General features: G+C 51.2%; 15 protein-coding genes. 14 read left to right on the top strand and 1 reads right to left on the bottom strand.

Annotated elements, in window-relative coordinates; genetic code table 11:
* Positions 1-368 precede the first annotated feature (368 nt).
* The 10 genes from L9W92_RS04100 (at position 369) to L9W92_RS04055 (ending at position 12,287) form a co-directional block, all read left to right on the top strand.
* Positions 369-1,874: a class I adenylate-forming enzyme family protein gene (locus tag L9W92_RS04100; RefSeq protein WP_240082474.1), complete on the top strand. Its 1,506-nt coding sequence runs from the start codon at positions 369-371 to the stop codon at positions 1,872-1,874.
* A gap of 64 nt (positions 1,875-1,938) precedes the next feature.
* Positions 1,939-2,790, top strand: a complete 852-nt coding sequence (locus L9W92_RS04095) for a 3-hydroxyacyl-CoA dehydrogenase family protein (RefSeq protein WP_240082473.1) — start codon at positions 1,939-1,941, stop codon at positions 2,788-2,790.
* Between the two features lie 29 nt (positions 2,791-2,819).
* Positions 2,820-3,596, top strand: a complete 777-nt coding sequence (locus tag L9W92_RS04090; RefSeq protein WP_240082472.1) for an enoyl-CoA hydratase/isomerase family protein — start codon at positions 2,820-2,822, stop codon at positions 3,594-3,596.
* Positions 3,597-3,639: 43 nt separating this feature from the next.
* Positions 3,640-4,812 (top strand): thiolase family protein, encoded by a 1,173-nt coding sequence (locus L9W92_RS04085; protein WP_240082471.1) that lies wholly within the window; start codon positions 3,640-3,642, stop codon positions 4,810-4,812.
* Complete coding sequence (locus L9W92_RS04080; protein WP_240082470.1) at positions 4,812-5,282, top strand: Zn-ribbon domain-containing OB-fold protein; 471 nt, start codon at positions 4,812-4,814, stop codon at positions 5,280-5,282. Before L9W92_RS04085 ends, L9W92_RS04080 begins: the two co-directional genes overlap by 1 nt.
* A 57-nt stretch (positions 5,283-5,339) precedes the next feature.
* Positions 5,340-6,488, top strand: a complete 1,149-nt coding sequence (locus tag L9W92_RS04075; RefSeq protein ID WP_240082469.1) for an acyl-CoA dehydrogenase family protein — start codon at positions 5,340-5,342, stop codon at positions 6,486-6,488.
* A 28-nt stretch (positions 6,489-6,516) separates the two neighbouring features.
* Positions 6,517-7,278 (top strand): electron transfer flavoprotein subunit beta/FixA family protein, encoded by a 762-nt coding sequence (locus L9W92_RS04070; RefSeq protein WP_240082527.1) that lies wholly within the window; start codon positions 6,517-6,519, stop codon positions 7,276-7,278.
* A 45-nt stretch (positions 7,279-7,323) separates the two neighbouring features.
* Positions 7,324-8,298: an electron transfer flavoprotein subunit alpha/FixB family protein gene (locus L9W92_RS04065; protein ID WP_240082468.1), complete on the top strand. Its 975-nt coding sequence runs from the start codon at positions 7,324-7,326 to the stop codon at positions 8,296-8,298.
* A 72-nt stretch (positions 8,299-8,370) separates the two neighbouring features.
* Entirely contained in the window at positions 8,371-10,407 is a 2,037-nt protein-coding gene (locus L9W92_RS04060) for a heterodisulfide reductase-related iron-sulfur binding cluster (RefSeq protein WP_240082467.1), read from the top strand.
* 374 nt (positions 10,408-10,781) lie between these two features.
* The gene (locus tag L9W92_RS04055; RefSeq protein WP_240082466.1) at positions 10,782-12,287 is read left to right on the top strand and encodes a class I adenylate-forming enzyme family protein; all 1,506 of its coding nucleotides are present in this window, start codon (positions 10,782-10,784) and stop codon (positions 12,285-12,287) included.
* Positions 12,288-12,307: 20 nt separating this feature from the next.
* Here L9W92_RS04055 and L9W92_RS04050 read toward each other — a convergent pair whose 3' ends face one another.
* On the bottom strand, positions 12,308-13,969 hold the full coding sequence (locus tag L9W92_RS04050; protein ID WP_240082465.1) for a class I adenylate-forming enzyme family protein: 1,662 nt from the start codon (positions 13,967-13,969) through the stop codon (positions 12,308-12,310).
* A gap of 170 nt (positions 13,970-14,139) precedes the next feature.
* Here L9W92_RS04050 and fabF point away from each other — a divergent pair, with 170 nt between their 5' ends.
* Genes fabF through L9W92_RS04030 form a run of 4 tightly spaced genes read left to right on the top strand, consistent with a single transcriptional unit; the run spans position 14,140 to position 18,182 of the window.
* The gene (gene fabF, locus L9W92_RS04045; RefSeq protein WP_240082464.1) at positions 14,140-15,372 is read left to right on the top strand and encodes a beta-ketoacyl-ACP synthase II; all 1,233 of its coding nucleotides are present in this window, start codon (positions 14,140-14,142) and stop codon (positions 15,370-15,372) included.
* A gap of 47 nt (positions 15,373-15,419) precedes the next feature.
* Entirely contained in the window at positions 15,420-16,172 is a 753-nt protein-coding gene (locus L9W92_RS04040) for a prepilin peptidase (RefSeq protein WP_240082526.1), read from the top strand.
* Positions 16,166-17,260: a type IV pilus twitching motility protein PilT gene (locus L9W92_RS04035; protein ID WP_248285850.1), complete on the top strand. Its 1,095-nt coding sequence runs from the start codon at positions 16,166-16,168 to the stop codon at positions 17,258-17,260. The genes L9W92_RS04040 and L9W92_RS04035 overlap by 7 nt, the downstream gene beginning before the upstream one ends.
* 55 nt (positions 17,261-17,315) lie before the next feature.
* Positions 17,316-18,182 carry a putative RNA methyltransferase gene (locus L9W92_RS04030; RefSeq protein WP_240082463.1) on the top strand — a complete coding sequence of 289 codons (867 nt, stop codon included), beginning with the start codon at positions 17,316-17,318 and terminating at the stop codon, positions 18,180-18,182.
* Positions 18,183-18,284: the final 102 nt, after the last annotated feature.

The raw sequence follows: 18,284 nt of genomic DNA, 5'->3' as shown, positions 1-18,284 counted from the left end.
AGTTAAAAATAACTTAATATTATTATTGAACAAACCCCTCAGATATTGATTTCTTGGGTGTGTTAGCTCAGTTTAATTCATTAATGAATCAAACTGACATATTTCCAAGAATATTGAGGGGTTTTTACTTTTCTTTGCAGCTATATATTTGTATTTGCCTGGAGGCATGTATTTTGCATTGTTATATTATAAAAAATTAAAAACAATTATAGAAAGGAGGACTAGTTAAAAAAGTCACTAGCACTGTAAATAGCATGGTATTGATGGTCGAAATTGTTCCGAAATTGTTCATTAGCAGGGGGTTGATACTATTTGTTGCGGCTTGTCGAGAAATATTAATAAAAAATATTAATAAAGGAGGAAAACAGTTGAATATTGTTGATTTTATAACAAGAAACGCTGAATTTTACCCCCACCGCAGAGCCATTATTTGCGGGGACGACGGGCGCGAATTTACCTGGTCGGAGTATAGCCAACTGATTAACCGGCTTGGCAACGGCTTAATTAATCTGGGAGTTCAGAAGGGCGACAGAGTAGGCATCTATCTGCCAAACGGTCCCGAATGGCTGATCGCCTTTTTCGGTGCGATGAAGATCGGGGCTGTAGCCTTGCCTTTTAATATTCTGTATAAAACCGGTGAGATATCCTATATCTTGAGTAATTCCCGGGCCAAGGTGGTTATCGGCGCTTCGCCGGAAGTCAAACAAAACATTCTTAACATCCTGAACGAAATCCCGTTGGTGGAGAGGATCATTACCTTGGGGGAACCGTTGGAAGGGACAATTGATTTTCAATCCTTCATTTCGGAGAATTCAGATGTTCTGGCTACCGTGGACTGCGCAGAAGATGATACCGCCACGATGCTGTACACTTCCGGCACCACCGGGCGGCCCAAGGGAGTCATGCTCACCCACAAGAACTTCGTGACCAAGGCCGCGGTAAACGGCGTAGCCGAACAAATCAGTGAGCAGGATATATTTATGACGGCGACTCCATACTGCCACATTTTTATTACCGTGACCCTGTTGGGGCCGCTGTATGTCGGGGCCAGCGTGCTCAGCATGTCGCGCTTCAACCCGGATAAGGCGCTCGAGTTGCTCTCCCGCTACAGAGTTACTCACTTTGCCGGTGTGCCGACCATGTATATTTTCATGATGAATTCCTACTCGCCGGAAAAGCACGACTTAAGCGCGTGGCGTTTTAAACAAACAGCGGGCTACTCGATGCCTCCGGAACTGTTTAATAAAATTGAAGGTGCTTTTGGACCGGGCCTATGTGAATATTACGGGTCTACGGAAACCGGTGCGACGGTGACTTACAACAGGTTCGGGCATAGCAAAATCGGCTCAATCGGGCCGGCGGCGCCTGGGTATTCCATGAAGGTTGTGGATGAAAACTTCAACGAGTTGCCGGCAAATGAAGTTGGTGAACTCCTAGTAAAGGGAAACGGAATTTTCAAGGGCTACTGGGAAATGCCTGAAGCCACCAATGAGGCTTTTAAAGACGGCTATTTTTGCACCGGCGATCTCGGCTACAAAGATGAGGACGGCTATTTCTATATTGTCGACCGCAAGAAAGACTTGATTTTATGCGGCGGCTACAATGTGTATCCCCGCGAGGTGGAAGATATTCTTTACCAGAATCCCAAAATTTTAGAATGCGCTATTCTCGGCAAGGAGGACCCGGACAGGGGTGAAGTGCCGGTGGCGTATATCGTTTTGAGACAAGGGGAGCAATTGACTGAAGAAGAGGTAATAGACTTCTGCAAACAGCGGATGGCTTCCTATAAAGTGCCGCGGTTTGTTAATTTTATCGATGAAATCCCTAAGAGTTCCACCGGTAAAATTCTAAAACGCATGTTAAAGGCTGACTAAACCATATGTTCTCAGCTTCTGATGATCAGAAGTTAAATAATATATTTAGGAAGGGATGATCGGCATGGAGGTTAAAAAGGTAGGTGTATTGGGAGCGGGCGCCATGGGCGGAGGCATTGCCTTGGTGGCCGCACAGGCCGGGTATGATGTCGTATTAAGTGATATTGATTTAGCTTTTGTCGATAAGGCGCTTGGGTGGATGGGCAACTTCTTGAGCAAAAGTGTGGAGAAAGGCAAAATAACCGCTGAACAGAAAGACGCGGTGCTGGGCAGGATTGCCCGGACGACCGGTGTCGATGAATTTGGCGATGTTGACATGGTTATTGAGGCTATAATCGAAGACCTGCAGGTTAAAAAAGATAGTTTTTCCCAGCTTGACCAGGTCTGCAAGCCGGAAGCCTTGTTAACGACCAACACCTCATCAATGTCCATAACGCAAATCGCGTCTTCCACCAAGCGGCCGGAGCAGGTTGCGGGTCTGCATTTCTTTAACCCCGCGCCGATAATGAAATTAGTCGAAATAATCAGGGGTTATTCCACCAGTGATGATACTGTCAAGATTCTTACTGACGTAACGGTTAAATTCGGTAAAAAACCGATTGTGGTGAAAAAAGATTCACCGGGTTTTGTGGTTAACCGGGTCATGATGGCTCAATTCATTGAAGCAATCAAGCTGGTTGAAGAAGGAGTGGCGACACCGGAAGATATCGATATCGCGGTCAAGGCGGGTTTGAACTATCCCATGGGTCCTTTTGAATTACAGGATTTTACCGGGGTTGATATCGGTTATCACGTCGCCAATTACTTCACCGATGAGTTTAAAGACAGGCGCTGGAATCCTCCCCTGCCTCTCAAGGAACTGATTCGCGCCGGCCGGCTGGGCCGCAAGACAGGCGCGGGATGGTACAACTATTAAATCAAAAGATAAATAAGGAGCTAATGGTTATGTATGAGACTATCGCTCTGCAAATTGAGGAAGGAACAGCCACCATATCTTTAAACAGGCCGCCGGTCAACGCTTTGAGCACCCGGCTCTTTCAGGAACTCGCGCAAGCCGCGGCTGAGCTTGACGCGGACCCTGCCGTCCGGGTGGTAGTTATCACCGGGTCCGGAGACAAAGCGTTCGCGGCCGGCGTCGACATAAGTGAAATGAAGGACCTGACTCCGGTTGGCGCTTATCAATTCTGCAAGACGGCCAGAAAAGCTTTCGGCTCGATTGAAAATATGAGCAAGCCGACCATAGCCGCTGTGAACGGACTGGCGCTTGGCGGCGGCTGCGAGCTGGCCCTGACCTGCGATTTCCGGCTGGCGGCGGAGACAGCCAAATTTGCCCTGCCGGAGATTAATCTGGGGATTATTCCCGGCGGCGGCGCCACGCAGCGGTTGCCCCGCCTGCTTGGAGTCGCCCGGGCGAAGGAACTGCTCTTCCTGGGAGAAATGATCGACGCCAATCAGGCCGGTCAATACGGCTTGGTCAGCAAAGTGGTCCCGGCGGCCGAACTGGCGCGGGAGGCGAAAACCCTGGCCGGGAAGCTGGCGGTGAAGTCTGCGCACGCGCTGGGTGTAATAAAGAATTCCGTAAATTCAGGGCTGAATATGAGCTTGTCCGAAGCACTGGATTTTGAGACGAAAAATTTCATCCTGGCATTTGCCAGCGATGACCGCCGGGAAGGAATCGGTGCCTTCATGGAAAAGCGCAAGCCTGTTTTTACGGGCAAGTAGTGATAACAATAAATAATACAAGGTCAAGACTGGAGGAGACTGTATGAGAAACGTTTGTGTAGTGGCCGGCGGACAGTCAGTGTGGGGAATGCGCCAGGCCAGCGAGCGGGATATGTTCCAGGAGGCCGGTAAAGCCGCTTTTGCGGAAAATCCGGCAATTACCAATAAGGATGTTGACGGGTTGATTGTTGGTTCGGCCTATACTGAGCGCTGTTCCTTCCAAACCCACCTGGCTCCGGTAGTGGCTGAGAGTCTTGGGATCAAACCTGTTAATATTTGTTGCCGGGTGGAACTGCTGTGCGCCACCGGCAGCAGCGGCATTATTCTTGCCGATGCGATGATCAGGAGCGGGAAGGCCGACGTGGTGATGGTCATCGGCGGTGAAAAGCTGTTCACCCCCCAGCGGTGGGAAGTCAACTACAGCGAACTTGCTTCCGTGGACCATGACTGGGACGGCACGCAGGGGCTGGGCCTGCCGCCGCCGGTATTTTCCGCGGTAGCTCAAGAGCATATGAAGCTGTACGGCACCACTGAAGAGCAACTGGCCATGGTATCGGTGAAGAACCGCCGCAACGGCCTGAATAATAAGAAGGGTCAATACCAGGAGGCGATCACCCTGGAGCAGGCTATGAACGCCAGGGCCATCGTACGTCCCATGAAGCTTTTCGATTGCTGTCCGGTCACCGACGGGGCCGCGGCAATTATCCTGGCGGCGGAAGAAAAAGCCAAATATTTAACCGACAAGCCGCTTGTATACATCAGAGGCACCGGGCAGGCCACCCTGCACAACATGTCCGCCAATATGGCCAACTGGTCGACCTGGGAGTCCTTGAAAATCGCGGCCAAACAAGCTTATGCCAAAGCCGGCGTCACGGCCAAAGACGTTAATGTCGCGCAAACCCACGACTGCTTTACCATCTCGGAAATTATCGAAACTGAAGACCTCGGTTTTTGTGAAAAAGGCGAGGGCGGTCCCTTCGTCCAGGCAGGCCAATCCGACTTCGGCGGGCAAGTGCCGATCAACACGGACGGCGGCTTGCTGTCCTGCGGGCACCCCTTTGGCGCGACGGGCATTCGCCAGGGGATTGAAATCATGCACCAGCTGAGAGGCGACGCGGTGCGCCAGGTGGAAGGAGCCCGGATTGGCCTTACGCATAACCTGAGCGGTTTCATCGCCGCGCACACGGTATTAATTTACGGGAGGGATCTGGCGTAATGAGTATAGTTGAAGGAAAATATTCTGTGACAATGGACATGTGGCCGCTGCAAAGCAAGGAAATGACCCGGATTTACCCGTTTTACGACAATCTCAAAGAAGGGCGGTTCACTACCACCAGCTGCCGTGATTGCGGCACCCGGGCATTCCCGCCCAGGGTGGTCTGCCCCGAATGCTTGTCTGAAAACCTGGAGTGGGTCGATCTGCCGCTCAAAGGCCGGGTTCTGATAGTGACGGAAGAAGAGGTGGGAGTGCCGGTAGGGTTTGAAACCCCTTTGATTCACGCCATGATTAAACTGGACGATCAACTGACGGTTTTCGCGCGGGTGATGAACTGCAAAATGGGTGAACTGAAGGAGGGCGACGAAGTAAAACTGGTTGTCTACCCGGTAGATCCGCTGCCGGTTGACGGTAAGAAAGGTGCGATTAACCTTCAGGAAAGAGTTTTTTATGCTTTTGAAAAAGCCTGAAAAATTTTTATCAGTTTTTTGCGGGTGAAAACAATAACAGGCTGAAGGGGTGAGGACTTGAACTTTGAACTTGATAAGGAACTGTTGTTTTTAAAAGAAATGGTGCGGGATCTGGTGCAGGAAAAAGTGGCTCCCCGGGCTGCGGAAATTGACGAGCAGGATGAGTTTCCCTGGGATATCAAGGAAGCCCTGGCGGAACACGAGATACTGGCCATGCCTTTCCCGGAGGAGTATGGCGGGACAGGCGGCAAAGTGCTTCCCATGGCTATCGCGATAGAGGAAATAGCCAAAGTCAGTGCCAGCGTGGCCATGATCCCGAGTGGCCAGTGCCTTGGTTCGGTAGCTATTATCCTTGCCGGGACGGAAGAACAAAAACAACGGTTCCTGCCCGGCTTGGCCAGCGGAGAAAAGATGTGCGCCTACGGTCTTACCGAGCCAAATGCCGGTTCCGACGTGGGAGGCATGCAGAGTACCGCTGTGCTGGATGGAGATGAATATATAATCAACGGCACCAAACGTTTCATTACTTTTGGCAATATTGCCGATATTCTTACGGTTTTTGCCAAAGTAGTAGATAAGAACACCGGAGAAAAAAAATTGTCTTGTTTCGCGGTGGAAAAGGGAGAAGGCCTGGTTGTCCGCAATTTAGAGCATAAATTGGGTGTCAAAGGCACGCCGACGGCGGAGTTATTCTTTGACAACATGCGGGTTCCCAAGGAAAATCTGCTGGGTGCCGAGGGGGACGGGTTTAAAATTGCCATGCAGGTGCTTGATAAAACAAGGTCGGAAGTAGCGGCCCAGGCCATTGGCATAGCTCAGGGCGCCCTTGACTACGCGGTGCAGTACGCGCGTGACCGCGTGCAGTTCGGCAGCCCCATCGGCAAGTTCCAGGCCATCCAGATGAAGCTTGCCGATATGGAGATGAAAACACAAGCAGCGCGCTACCTGACTTATGTGGCGGCAGACAAGTACGACCGCAAGGCCCATGACCGGGGTAAATATTCAGCCATGGCCAAGGCTTTCGCCTCCGACGCGGCGATGTACGTTACCACGGAAGCCATCCAGATACTGGGCGGCTACGGTTACAGCAAGGAGTACCCGGTGGAGAGGATGTTCCGGGATGCCAAGATTCAGCAGATTTACGAAGGAACAAACGAGATCCAGCGCATAGTGATCGCCCGGAGCCTGTTGGGCCGCGGTTTTTAATAGCGGGGAGGGATAAAAGGTGCAAATCATGGTCTGTTTGAAACAAATACTCGATCCGGAACTGCCGCCGCGGGATTTCCGGCTGGAGAAAGGAGAAATGACCCCCGCCGCTGAAGGCGTGCCCCTGGTGATGAGTTCGTTTGACCAGAACGCGCTGGAAGTAGGGCTGCAATTGCGGGAAAAAATGGCCGGGGCGACTGTGACCGCGGTAACAGTTGGTCCGGAGGGCGCCGAGGATGTCCTGCGCAAGGCCCTGGCCGTGAAAGCGGACCGGGCTGTCCGGGTGCCGCTGGAGCAAGACAGTAAGCTCTCCGGCGGTATTGTAGCCGGCCTGCTTGCGGGCGCGGCCAGGGAGCTGGGCGCGGACCTGGTGCTCTGCGGACGGCAGGCCGGCGACTGGGACGGCGGCCAGGTAGGGTTGATCCTGGCGGAAGAACTGGGCTGGCCGGGCGCCAATCTGGTGACAGGCATTGAGCCCGGGTCCGGCGGGCTGGTTCTAAAGTGTGAACTCGACGAAGGATATGAAGTGCTTGAAGGAAACGCGCCTCTTGTGGCGGTTGTTACCAACCACGAGACAAACGTTCTTCGCATAGCCAAGGTAAAGGACACCATGGCGGCCATGCGTAAAAAAGTTGAGCAGATTAACGTGGCACCGCAAGGCGGCCGCTTAGAGTTGGCGAGTCTGGAGATTCCGGTCAAAGAGGTTAACTGTGAGATCATACCAGGCGAAGACGGCGTGGAAAAAGCAGACAATTTATTCAAGCGGCTGTTGGAGCTAAAAGTTTTGTAGGACTTTTGCACGTACATGACTAGCGGTAAGATTGGGGGAAGAAAAATGTCCTTAGTGCTGACCTGTTTATTCGATCAAGGAAGCCTGTCCCGGGACAGCCTGGAGGCTCTCGGCGCCGGTAAAAGCATCGCTGCAGAACTGGGAGCGGTGCTGGCAGCCGCGGTAATCGGCGCGGAAACCGGCGCGATAGGCGCGGCAGCCGGGGAATACGGGGCAAGCAAAATATATGCGGTGCAAGACGCCGCTCTGGCACAGTATTACTGCGAAGGATACCTGGCCGCGCTGGAAGCGGTGTGCCGGGAGTGCGAACCGGCAGTGGTCCTGTTCGTAACCAACGCGCCAGGACGCGAAATGGCGCCCAGGCTGGCCAAGCGGTTGGGCAGGACGGCTCTTGTCGACTGTCTGAGCTTTAACGCGGATAAAGAAACCGGCTCCATTGTCTTTACCAAGCCGGTGTTCGGCGGCAAGGCGATGGCGCAGGTGGCGATGAGTGACGCCCCGGCTGTGGTCGCCCTGCGCCGGCGCAGTTTTGAACCCGCCCGGCCGGAGCAAGCGGCAGCGGAAACAATCCAGGTCAAGCCGCCCGCCATTCCTCCCAACCCTTTTAAATTAATTGAGCGGGTGGAGGAGCAAACGGCAGGCGTCCGCCTGGAGGATGCCAGGGTGGTGGTATCCGGGGGGCAGGGGCTCGGCGGGCCGGAAAACTTCGCCCTGCTGGAAGAACTGGCCGGCCTGCTCGGAGGCGCTGTCGGCGCCAGCCGGGTAGCGGTAGACAGCGGCTGGGTCAGCAGTTCCAAACAAGTGGGGCAAACCGGCAAGATCGTCGCGCCGGACATTTACCTGGCGGTGGGTATCTCAGGGGCCTGCCAGCACCTGGCCGGGTGCTCCGGCTCCAAGGTCATCGTGGCTGTTAATACCGATCCCGAGGCGCCGATTTTTGGGGCGGCCAGGCTTGGGGTGGTCGGCGACTACAAAGAAGTTCTGCCGCCGCTGATCGAAAAAGTAAAAGAAATGGCTTAGGTTGACGGAATATGCATAACGGCCTCTTGCACGGGGCCGTTTGCATAATATTGGAGAGAGGGAGGAGTCGATATGGGACTGCCCGGCATAATTGTTTTTATTATTATTTTAGCTGGAGCTATCGGGCTTTTCGCCATGGCTATACGGCAACGCTATCTAATCCTGCGTTTGGGCCAGCCCGAAAACCGGTTCGACCAAATTGGTGAGCGGGTGAAATCATTATTTGTTTACGTGCTCGGCCAGAAAAAAGTATTGGATGAAGCATATCCCGGGCTGCTGCACGTGCTCATCTTCTGGGGTTTCTTAGTTCTCGCCCTGGGTGAACTGCAGTTTTTCGGAGAAGGATTGTATCCTGGATTCGTTTTGCCTTTATTGGGTCATTACCCGGCTTTTTACCTGATTCAGGATTTATTCGCGGTTTTAGTGCTGGCCGGTGTTCTTATGGCGGCCTGGCGCCGCTATGTGGTCAAACCGGACCGGCTTGAGCGCAACCTTGACGCGGCCATTATTTTATCGCTGATCACCGGGGTGGTCCTGACCCTTTTTATCGCAAACGGGTTAAGGGCGGCCGCTCACCCGGCGGCTTCGGCAGCGGCGCCGGTAACGGCGGTTGTCTCGTACTTCCTGGGCAAACAAGGCTGGAGCCTGGCTACTTTAAACTTACTGTATTATATTTTTTGGTGGGCGCATGTTTTAATCATTCTTGCTTTTTTGGTCTTTATTCCTTACTCCAAACACATGCATTTAATCGCCTGTCCCTTCAATACATTTTTCCGCTCCCTCAATCCCATGGGAAAAATGCTTCAGCCGCTTGATTTCGAGGATGAGCAGGCGACTCTGGGGGTAAGAAAAATTACAGATTTCAGCTGGAAGCACCTGTTGGACCTGCTGACCTGCACCCAGTGCGGCCGCTGCCAGGACAACTGCCCCGCTTATCTGAGCAATGCACCCCTTTCATCAAAGCGGTTTATTAATAATATGAAAGAACACTTGCTGGAGTGCGGGAAAGAAAGCAGCCCCGGCATAGCTCACGCTTACGCGGAACAGAACGAGTCAGGCGGGGAGACCGGGCGCCTGGTGGAAAGCAGCCTGATCGGCAGTGCTGTGGCGGAAGAAGAATTGTGGTCGTGTAAAACCTGCGGCGCGTGCCAGTATATTTGCCCGGTGATGATCGAACACGTGCCTAAAAATATCAACCTGCGCCGCTATCTGGCGATGGAAGAGGCTTCCTATCCCAGCGGCGTGGACAACGCCATCCGCTGTCTGGAGGACAGGGGCCACCCTTATAAAGGCACAATGGCCTCGCGCTCAAGCTGGTTTCGCGGTTCTTGGGCCGAAGACCTGGTCAAGGAAAACAACAAAGAGATCCTTTTCTGGGTTGGCTGTACGGCGGCCCTCGACGACCGCAGCATGAAGATAGCCCAGGCGTTTGCCGCACTGCTCAAACGCTCCGGGGTGCGGTTCGGGATATTAGGAGAAAAAGAAAATTGCTGCGGGGATCCGGCCCGGCGCCTGGGGAACGAATTTCTGTATGACGGCCTGGTCCGGGATAATATAAACCTATTTAAAAAGCATAAGGTTAAAACCATCGTAACAACATGCCCGCACTGCTACAATGCCTTTAAAAACGAGTACCCGCAGACAGATAGTGCATTCAGCAAGAATTATGAAATATATCATCACACTGAATATCTGGCTAAATTGTTAGAAGAAAAGAAGCTCGTCATAGCAAGCGCTTTCACGGAGACGGTAACTTATCATGATCCCTGCTACCTGGGCCGGTACAACGATATTTTTGATATTCCGCGGAAAATTCTGCAAAATATTAGCGGTTTAAAACTAATTGAGATGCAGAGGAACAGGGGCAGAAGTTTTTGCTGCGGCGGCGGTGGCGGCGGCGCCTGGATGGAAGAGGAAGGCACCAGGGTAAACCATATGAGGGCGGAGCAGGTTTTTGCAGCCGGCGCGGAGGTGTTATGCACGGCCTGTCCTTTCTGCATGACCATGATGAATGACGGGATCAAGGTGAAGCAGGCGGGTCAGGACAAGGCGGTTAGGATTTATGATCTGGCGGAAATATTGGAAACCGTGACTCAAAAAATTTCATAGTAAAGAAAAAGCGGTGAAAATCTACGGAAGAACTTATAAAGCATTTTCGCTTGTGAATATAGCAAAAAAATTTGGGATAAGCGTGAATAGCTTTACAGGGAGTAATAAACAGATAACTCTCTAAAAGTTAACATCCTCCCTTAATTTAGAGGGCGATTGTAAAATCACCCTCTTTTTTTCATCAAGCTTGGAAATTATGCTGAGCAAAACGCCGAGTTTGACCGAACCCGGGGCGATTAGACTCGTAGAATTATTTTGAATGATTTGAAGGAAATAAATATTCAAACTAGAATAAATAATTGGACTTTAAAATAGCGCGCGTATACTTTGATAAATGTTCCAAGGTACTCTTATCAAAGGGAGGACGGCATTTTATGAATATTTCAGATTTGATAACAATAAACGCCAACCGGTATCCTAACCGTAATGCCGTGATTTGTGGGGATGACGGGCGCGAATTGACCTGGCGGGAATTTAACCGGATGGTCAGCCGGTTAGGTAACAGCTTAAAAAAAATGGGAGTTGAAAAAGGGGATCGGGTGGGTATTTACCTGCCCAATTGTCCCGAATGGCTGATAACCTTTTTTGGAGTAATGAGAATTGGGGCAATAGCGCTGCCGTTCAATATCCTTTATAAGAGCGGCGAAATCTCCTATATTTTGAACGATGCCCGGGTTAAACTGGTTGTCGGGGCCGCGCGGGAGGTTAAGCAAAATATATTAAACATTCTTGAGACCATTCCTTCAGTGGAAAAGATCGTGACCCTGGGGGAAACAGTGGCAGGAGCAGTCGACTTTTATGCTAATATTTCGGAAAATTCCGACATATTAACGGGCGAGGATTGCCATGATGATGACGTGGCAGCCATGCTTTACACCTCTGGAACCACCGGACAGCCCAAGGGAGTTATGCTTTCCCATAAAAACTTCATGACTAAAGCGGCTTTAAACAGCGCCGCGCTGCTGTTGAATGAGCAAGATGTATTTATGACAGCCGCGCCTTACTGTCATATCTTTATTACGGTTACCTTGCTGGGGCCGTTTTACACCGGAGCCGCTGTGCTAAGCATGTCACGCTTTAATCCGGACAAGGCTCTTGAGCTACTCTCCCGCTACCGGGTCACCCACTTTGCCGGTGTTCCGACCATGTATATTTTTATGCTGAATTCCTATTCCCCGAAAAAATATGATCTTACCGCATGGCGTTATAAACAAACGGCGGGATACTCCATGCCGCCGGAGCTTTTTAATAAAATTGAGCAAACATTCGGCCCTGGGTTATGTGAGTTCTATGGTTCTACGGAAACCTGCGCCACGGTGACTTATAACAGACTCGGGCACAGTAAAATCGGCTCAATCGGGCCGGCCGCGCCGGGATATTCGCTAAAAATCGCAGACGAACAAGGCAACGAACTGCCGGTGGGCGAAGTGGGGGAAATCCTGGTAAAGGGGCCGGGAGTCTTCAGAGGTTACTGGGAGAGGCCCGGCGCCACAAAGGATGCTTTCAAGGACGGTTATTTCTGTACCGGCGACCTTGGCTGCCGCGACGAAGAAGGCTATTACTATATTGTCGACCGCAAGAAGGATCTGATCTTGAATGGAGGTTATAATGTTTACCCCAGGGAAGTGGAAAAGATCCTTTACCAGAATGACAAAATTCTGGAATGCGCTGTAATAGGCGAAAAAGACCCGGACAGGGGCGAAGTGCCCGTGGCCTTCGTTGTATTGAAGAAAGACGGGCAGCTAAGTGAAGCGGATCTAATTGACTTTTGCAAGAAAAATATGGCTTCCTATAAGGTGCCGAGATATATCAAGTTTATCGATGAAATGCCGAAAAACTCTACCGGCAAAATTATGAAGCGGTTGTTGAAAGAGGCCTGAGAACTTCTGACTTTGTCTTGTCAGACTCTCTCCAACAACCCCTTTTCCCTGTCTTCCGCGGTCTTTTCCTTGACCTTGTAATGGATTTTCTTCCCTGTCGCCGTGTACGGCAGCTCTTCCACAAACCGGTAGTACCTGGGCTTCTTAAATTGCGCCAGCATAAGATGGTTGCGGCAGTACTGGTCCAGTTCCTTGGCAGTGAGTGAAGGGTCATTCTTGACAACATAAGCCGCGACTGCTTCACCGCGCGTCCTGTCGGGCACACCGACGACAACAGATTCCTTCACCTTGGGGTGTCCGTTGAGTACTTCTTCCACCTGCACCGGGTGAATGTTTTCTCCCGCGCAGATGATCATGTCGTCTTTTCTTCCCACCACAGTGATGTAATTGTCCTCGTTCCAGGTTCCCAGGTCGCCGATGTATATCCATCCCTTGTAAAAAACCCTTTCTTCCTCGGCCGGACTGTTAAAGTAGCTGTAAGAGCACTTAGCGTGCGACTTGATGATTATTTCACCGACTTCTTTACCGTCTTTCGCCGCGTAGTCGTCCGGTTCAGCCCTCCGGTCCGGATAGACCTTGACCACCGCTGCCTCGTCGTCGGTGCAGGAGCGTCCTGCGGAACCCGCCATCTGCGGCAGGTCAAACGGCCGCAGGAAGGTATTCCAGAAGGCTTCCGTGGTTCCATAGCCGTTGTAGATATTCGGAGTAAGTACTTTTTGGAATTTAATGCAGGCTTCCCTTTCCAGGGGGGCGCCCATGGTGACAATTCCTTTAATTGTATGCAAGTTCTTTGCCTCTTTGGCCTGTAGGTCATGCAGCAATTTCAACATCGGCGGGGCGCCGATTAGGAAGGTAATGCCGTAGTTTTCCACATGTCCCAGGCATGCTCTGGGGTTGAATTGTCTCAGCACCACCACTTCACCTCCCACGTAAAGCGTGGGGCAGGGGCCGCCGGAATGCAGACCGCCGCGGTGAAACCAGGGGCTCATATTCATGGTCTTGTCCGCCGGGTTAAGCGGGAAGTGCATGATCACGTCGTGAGCCGTGAATATTTCGTTAAGGTTGTTTAAGGGCACACCCTTGGGCATGCCCGTGGTGCCTGAAGTGTACAGACGGGTGGTTTCATCGTATATGCTGGTGGGTTGTTTAATGCCGGGGTCGCCTTCCGGCCGGTTTTTGACGTATTCACCGTATGTAAGGGAACCGGCAAAAGGTTTTTCGTTGCCGCGGAATTCCACCATCACCACCCGGCGCGGTTTGTGTTCGGCCATGTGCAGGGCTTTCTCAGCCATGTCCCTGATTTCTTCGTCGAAAACATAAACGGCTGGCTTGCTTTCATCAAGAATATAAGCGGTTTCGCCCGGGGAAAGACGGAAATTGATCGGGCAGTTGACGGCGCCTATTTTCTGCGGCGCCAGGTAGCAAAAAATAAATTCAGCTGAATTTAAAAGTTGGTAGACAATCACTTCACCCTTTTTCAGTCCGTCGTCAAGAAAAGCATGGGCCAGCCTGTTGCATTCCCTGTCGAGCTGCGAGTAAGTCCAGCTTTTTTTTCTGATCGGACAGGTGAGAGCATTCTTCTGGGGAAAGCGGTCCACATTTCGCAGAAAACCGTTGAGATAGGTGAAGTTGTTTTCGAAAAGATCCTTGAAAGTATTGGTGTGATAAGTGATACTGGACATAGATCCCCTCTCCATTGCGCTTTTATTTAATATTATATTTTGGTAAAATATTAAAGTAAATGAAAAATAGGATTATTTTTATTAAAGAATTGAAATTTAGTTCATGAGGGGATTCTCATTTTTTAGAAAGTTGTCTTGTTGCTTGGGAAAAATTACGGGAGGGACCCTTTTTGCGTGATAGAATAGTTATTACCGGCATGGGGGCGGTAACTCCCCTGGGGATAGGAACGGAAGCCTACTGGAAGGGATTGATCAAGGGCGAGTGCGGCATAGAAAGAATCACTCTTTTAGACCATGCGCCGGTACAGTGTCAGATCGGGGCGGAGGTTAAGAACTTTGTCCCAAACGCGTTTATGCCTGCTAAGCTTGTCCGGGAGAGTGACCGTTTTATCCAGTTTGCCCTGGCGGCTGTTCAAATGGCGGTTGAAGACAGCGGGATCGATCTTGACGGAGAGGATCCTTTTCGGGTCGGGGTGGTGTTCGGGACGGCAATAGGCGGGATTATCACCGTTACCGGAGAACAGACCAGGCTTCTAAACGGTTCACGCATTGGCCCGCACTTTGTGCCTAAGTTTCTAACCAACATGGCTTCCGGTCAGGTGGCGATACGCTACGGGATTAAAGGTCCCAATCTTACTGTAACCACTGCCTGCGCCTCGGGAGCGGACGCGGTGGGGGCTGCCATGCACATGCTGAAAAGGGGTGAAGCCGATGTGGTGATTGCCGGCGGGGCTGAGTCGTTGTTCTGTTTGCTGATGCTTGCCGGGCTTTGCTCGGCAAGGGCGCTGTCCTGCCGCAATGATGAGCCTGGGAAGGCTTCCCGCCCATTTGACAGGCAACGTGACGGCTTTGTCATGGGTGAAGGGGCGGGGGCCCTGATCGTTGAGACCCTTGAGCATGCGGCGCGGCGGGAAGCACATGTGCTGGCCGAGTTGGCAGGCTATGGCCGTTGCGGGGATGGCTACCATGCTGTCGTTCCGGCGCCCGATGCCGCCGGAGAGATCCACTGCATGCGCAAGGCCCTGGAAGACGCCGGTATTTCGGCTGATGAGGTGGACTATATTAACGCGCACGGCACGTCAACGGTCTTGGGTGACCAGGTGGAGACAAAGGCCATTAAAGAGGTTTTCGGTCCCAGGGCCTACAAGATACCGGTCAGCTCCACCAAAGGAGCCACCGGACACTTGATGGGCGCCGGCGGAATAACCGAACTCATCGCAAGTGTGAAAGCCGTCCGGGAAGATTTGCTCCCGCCGACAATCAATTATGTATATCCCGACCCGGCCTGCGACCTGGATTACGTGCCCAATGCCGCCCGGCGGGCGACAGTGCGGGTGGCGATGTCCAATTCATTCGGCTTCGGAGGACAGAACGCCAGCCTGCTGGTAAAGAAATATGAATAGCAGGGTCGGATGATCCTGGTATTCTTGGATGCGGAGGTAATCGATTGGTGTATTTGAGCTGGGTGTTGGCCTTTATCACCGGCGCGGCCGTTGGCAGCTTCCTTAACGTTTGCATCTGCCGGATGCCGGTGGGAAAGTCGGTTATCCGACCACCCTCGCACTGTCCGGATTGCCGGTATCGTTTGAGGATTTTCGATCTCATTCCTATTTTAAGTTACCTCTTTTTAAAAGGAAAATGCCGCTACTGTGGCCGCCGGATAGCCTGGCAGGATCCGGTGGTGGAATTAGTCACCGGTCTCCTTTTTGTCCTGGCTTTGGCTAAGTACGGGATTACCTTTGGTGTTCTGCGGCCGGTTGTGTTGTTTGCCGTAATTGTGCCGGCGACTGTTTTTGACTTGCGGTACAAAATCATACCTGACGAGTTGAATCTGGCAGGCCTTGTTCTTGGCGTTCCCCTGATGTTTGAATCAAAGGAAGCGCTATTTTCCTGCGTTATTGGATTTTTAGCGGGCGGCGCACTGCTTTTTGTCATCGCGTTGGTCTCGCGCGGCGGCATGGGCGGCGGCGACATCAAGCTTGCTGCCGTGTTGGGCCTGCTGCTCGGCTGGAAACAATTGCTGATTGCGCTGTTTTTGGCCTTTGCGGCGGGGAGCGTTGCCGGTATGACTATGCTTATGCTAAAACTGGCCCGGCTGAAGGAGCCCATTCCTTTTGGGCCTTATCTGGCTTTAGGGTCAGCGTTTGCGATTTTAGCCGGGGATAAGGTAATAAAATGGTATTTGGGGTTCTGCCGATGGTGACCACTGATGAAATACTTGCGCTTGCTTTTAGAATAGGTGCTTCAGACGTCCATATCACGGTCAACAGCCCTCCGGCTTTTCGTCTGCACGGAAAGCTGCTGCCTTTTGACGCGCCGGAGTGGCATGGCGGACTTGGCGCGGATTTTTCAGCAATCCGCAAGCTGACACCGGAAGATACTGACTTGTTAGTCCGGCAGATCATGACTGAAGGTCAGTATCATAAATTCCAGGAAACCGGGGAGTATGACTTTTCTTACGCCATAACGGGCGTTTGCAGGTTCCGGGTTAACGCGTTCAAGCAACAGGGTAGCGCCGGTTTGGCCGTGCGCCTGATCAATTCCGAGGTTCTATCTTTTCAGGAACTTGGCCTGCCGGAAGTGCTGGCTTCCTTATGCCGCAAGCCGAGGGGGCTGGTGCTGGTAACGGGTCCTACCGGCAGCGGCAAATCCACCACCTTGGCCTCCATGATTAATCAAATCAACGAGGAAAGCAGGCGCCACATCATCACCCTTGAAGATCCGATCGAGTTTGTGCACCGGCATAAGAAAAGCCTGATCAACCAGCGCGAGGTGGGCAGAGACACCAGATCATTCGCCAGCGCCCTGCGGGCGGCCATGCGCGAGGACCCGGACGTCATCCTGGTAGGTGAAATGCGCGACCCTGAGACGATCGGGATTGCCATGACGGCGGCCGAAACCGGCCACTTGGTTTTGGGCACACTGCATACTGCCAGCGCGGCCCAGACTATCGACAGAATTATTGATGTTTTCCCGCCCCACCGGCAGCAGCAAATCAAGGTGCAATTGGGCAATACCATCCAGGGTGTTGTCGCCCAGACGCTTATTCCCAGGATTGACAAGCCCGGCCGGGTTGCGGCGATTGAGATTATGGTCGCCACGCCGGCCATTCGCAATCTCATCCGTGAAGGCAAGACCTATCAAATCGTCAGCCAAATGCAGACAGGCGCCAAGTATGGAATGCAGTCTTTGGACATGGCCTTGCGCAGTATATTCATGAAAAAGATGATCAGCAGAGAGGAAGCTTTAAACCACGCCGCCGACCCGGAAACATTATCAAAGATATTATAGTAATCTACTTAGCGTAAAGCTAAACGAATTCACTAAGAACGAGTGAGTTGTATTTATGGCTAAAATAGAAATTAAAGAAAACATAGATATGTTCAGGTGTCCTATATGCGGAAAGAGAATGGAGACTGATGCTTTAAAAAGTATAGTTTGTTTAAATAAGCATTGTTTTGATTTATCTAAAAAGGGTTATGTTAACTTTTTGCTAAGTCCGGTCAAGACTGATTATGACAAAAAGATGTTTGCGTCAAGAAGAATTATATTTGACAGTGGTTTTTTCGACCCAATGATGGAACAGGTAAGTGAACTCATTATTGAGAAAGCTCATAATAAATATGTTGATAAGATTAAAATACTGGATGCCGGGTGCGGGGAAGGTTCTCATTTAGCGCAGCTGATCAGTAATTTGTGTGGTGGAACAGGTGCTAATATTCAGGGAGTCGGTATCGATATTTCCAAAGAGGGGATACAAATCGCTGCGAGGAAGTATCCTGAGAGTATTTGGTGTGTCGCTAATTTGGCCAAAACTCCTTTTACTGACAAACAATTCAATATGATTCTGAACATTTTATCTCCTTCCAATTACGCGGAGTTTAACAGGATTATTAAAGAAGACGGAATACTCGTCAAGATTGTGCCGGGGGATAATTATCTGAAAGAACTAAGAAGCGCTTTTTATAAACAAACTGATAAAGAGACATATTCGAACGAGAGGGTGGTCAAACTCTTTAGTGATAAATTTGAGATACTGGCTGTGCGGCAAATACTATATACTATGACGGTTAAAGAGAATATAGAGCACCTTGTTAAAATGACTCCTTTATCGTGGGGGGCGGCAGATGAAAAGATTCAAAAGGTTCTTGACTATGGATTAAACAACATAACCGTGGATTTAAGCGTTATTCTTGGTAAGAAGAAAAGCTGAAGGCCGAACAAACTACATAATAGTTTTATGAAGCTTTTTTGTAAAGAACAATTGTACTATAATGATATGATAGATACTGCAAACAGGACAGAGGAGATAATT

It is taken from the genome of Pelotomaculum terephthalicicum JT (genome assembly GCF_022410535.1).
Taxonomy (GTDB): Bacteria; Bacillota; Desulfotomaculia; order Desulfotomaculales; family Pelotomaculaceae; genus Pelotomaculum_D; species Pelotomaculum_D terephthalicicum.
The sequence above is the reverse complement of the archived record's forward strand: the minus strand, read 5'-3'. Positions and strand labels throughout refer to the sequence as shown.

What these genes read in the sequence shown, in the direction of transcription:
- L9W92_RS04095 (WP_240082473.1), top strand. Translation starts at nt 1,939, where the DNA reads ATGGAGGTTAAAAAGGTAGGTGTATTGGGAGCGGGCGCCATGGGCGGA.
- L9W92_RS04090 (WP_240082472.1), top strand. Translation starts at nt 2,820, where the DNA reads ATGTATGAGACTATCGCTCTGCAAATTGAGGAAGGAACAGCCACCATA.
- L9W92_RS04085 (WP_240082471.1), top strand. Translation starts at nt 3,640, where the DNA reads ATGAGAAACGTTTGTGTAGTGGCCGGCGGACAGTCAGTGTGGGGAATG.
- L9W92_RS04080 (WP_240082470.1), top strand. Translation starts at nt 4,812, where the DNA reads ATGAGTATAGTTGAAGGAAAATATTCTGTGACAATGGACATGTGGCCG.
- L9W92_RS04070 (WP_240082527.1), top strand. Translation starts at nt 6,517, where the DNA reads ATGGTCTGTTTGAAACAAATACTCGATCCGGAACTGCCGCCGCGGGAT.
- L9W92_RS04065 (WP_240082468.1), top strand. Translation starts at nt 7,324, where the DNA reads ATGTCCTTAGTGCTGACCTGTTTATTCGATCAAGGAAGCCTGTCCCGG.
- L9W92_RS04060 (WP_240082467.1), top strand. Translation starts at nt 8,371, where the DNA reads ATGGGACTGCCCGGCATAATTGTTTTTATTATTATTTTAGCTGGAGCT.
- L9W92_RS04055 (WP_240082466.1), top strand. Translation starts at nt 10,782, where the DNA reads ATGAATATTTCAGATTTGATAACAATAAACGCCAACCGGTATCCTAAC.
- L9W92_RS04050 (WP_240082465.1), bottom strand. Translation starts at nt 13,969, where the DNA reads ATGTCCAGTATCACTTATCACACCAATACTTTCAAGGATCTTTTCGAA.
- L9W92_RS04035 (WP_248285850.1), top strand. Translation starts at nt 16,166, where the DNA reads ATGGTGACCACTGATGAAATACTTGCGCTTGCTTTTAGAATAGGTGCT.
- L9W92_RS04030 (WP_240082463.1), top strand. Translation starts at nt 17,316, where the DNA reads ATGGCTAAAATAGAAATTAAAGAAAACATAGATATGTTCAGGTGTCCT.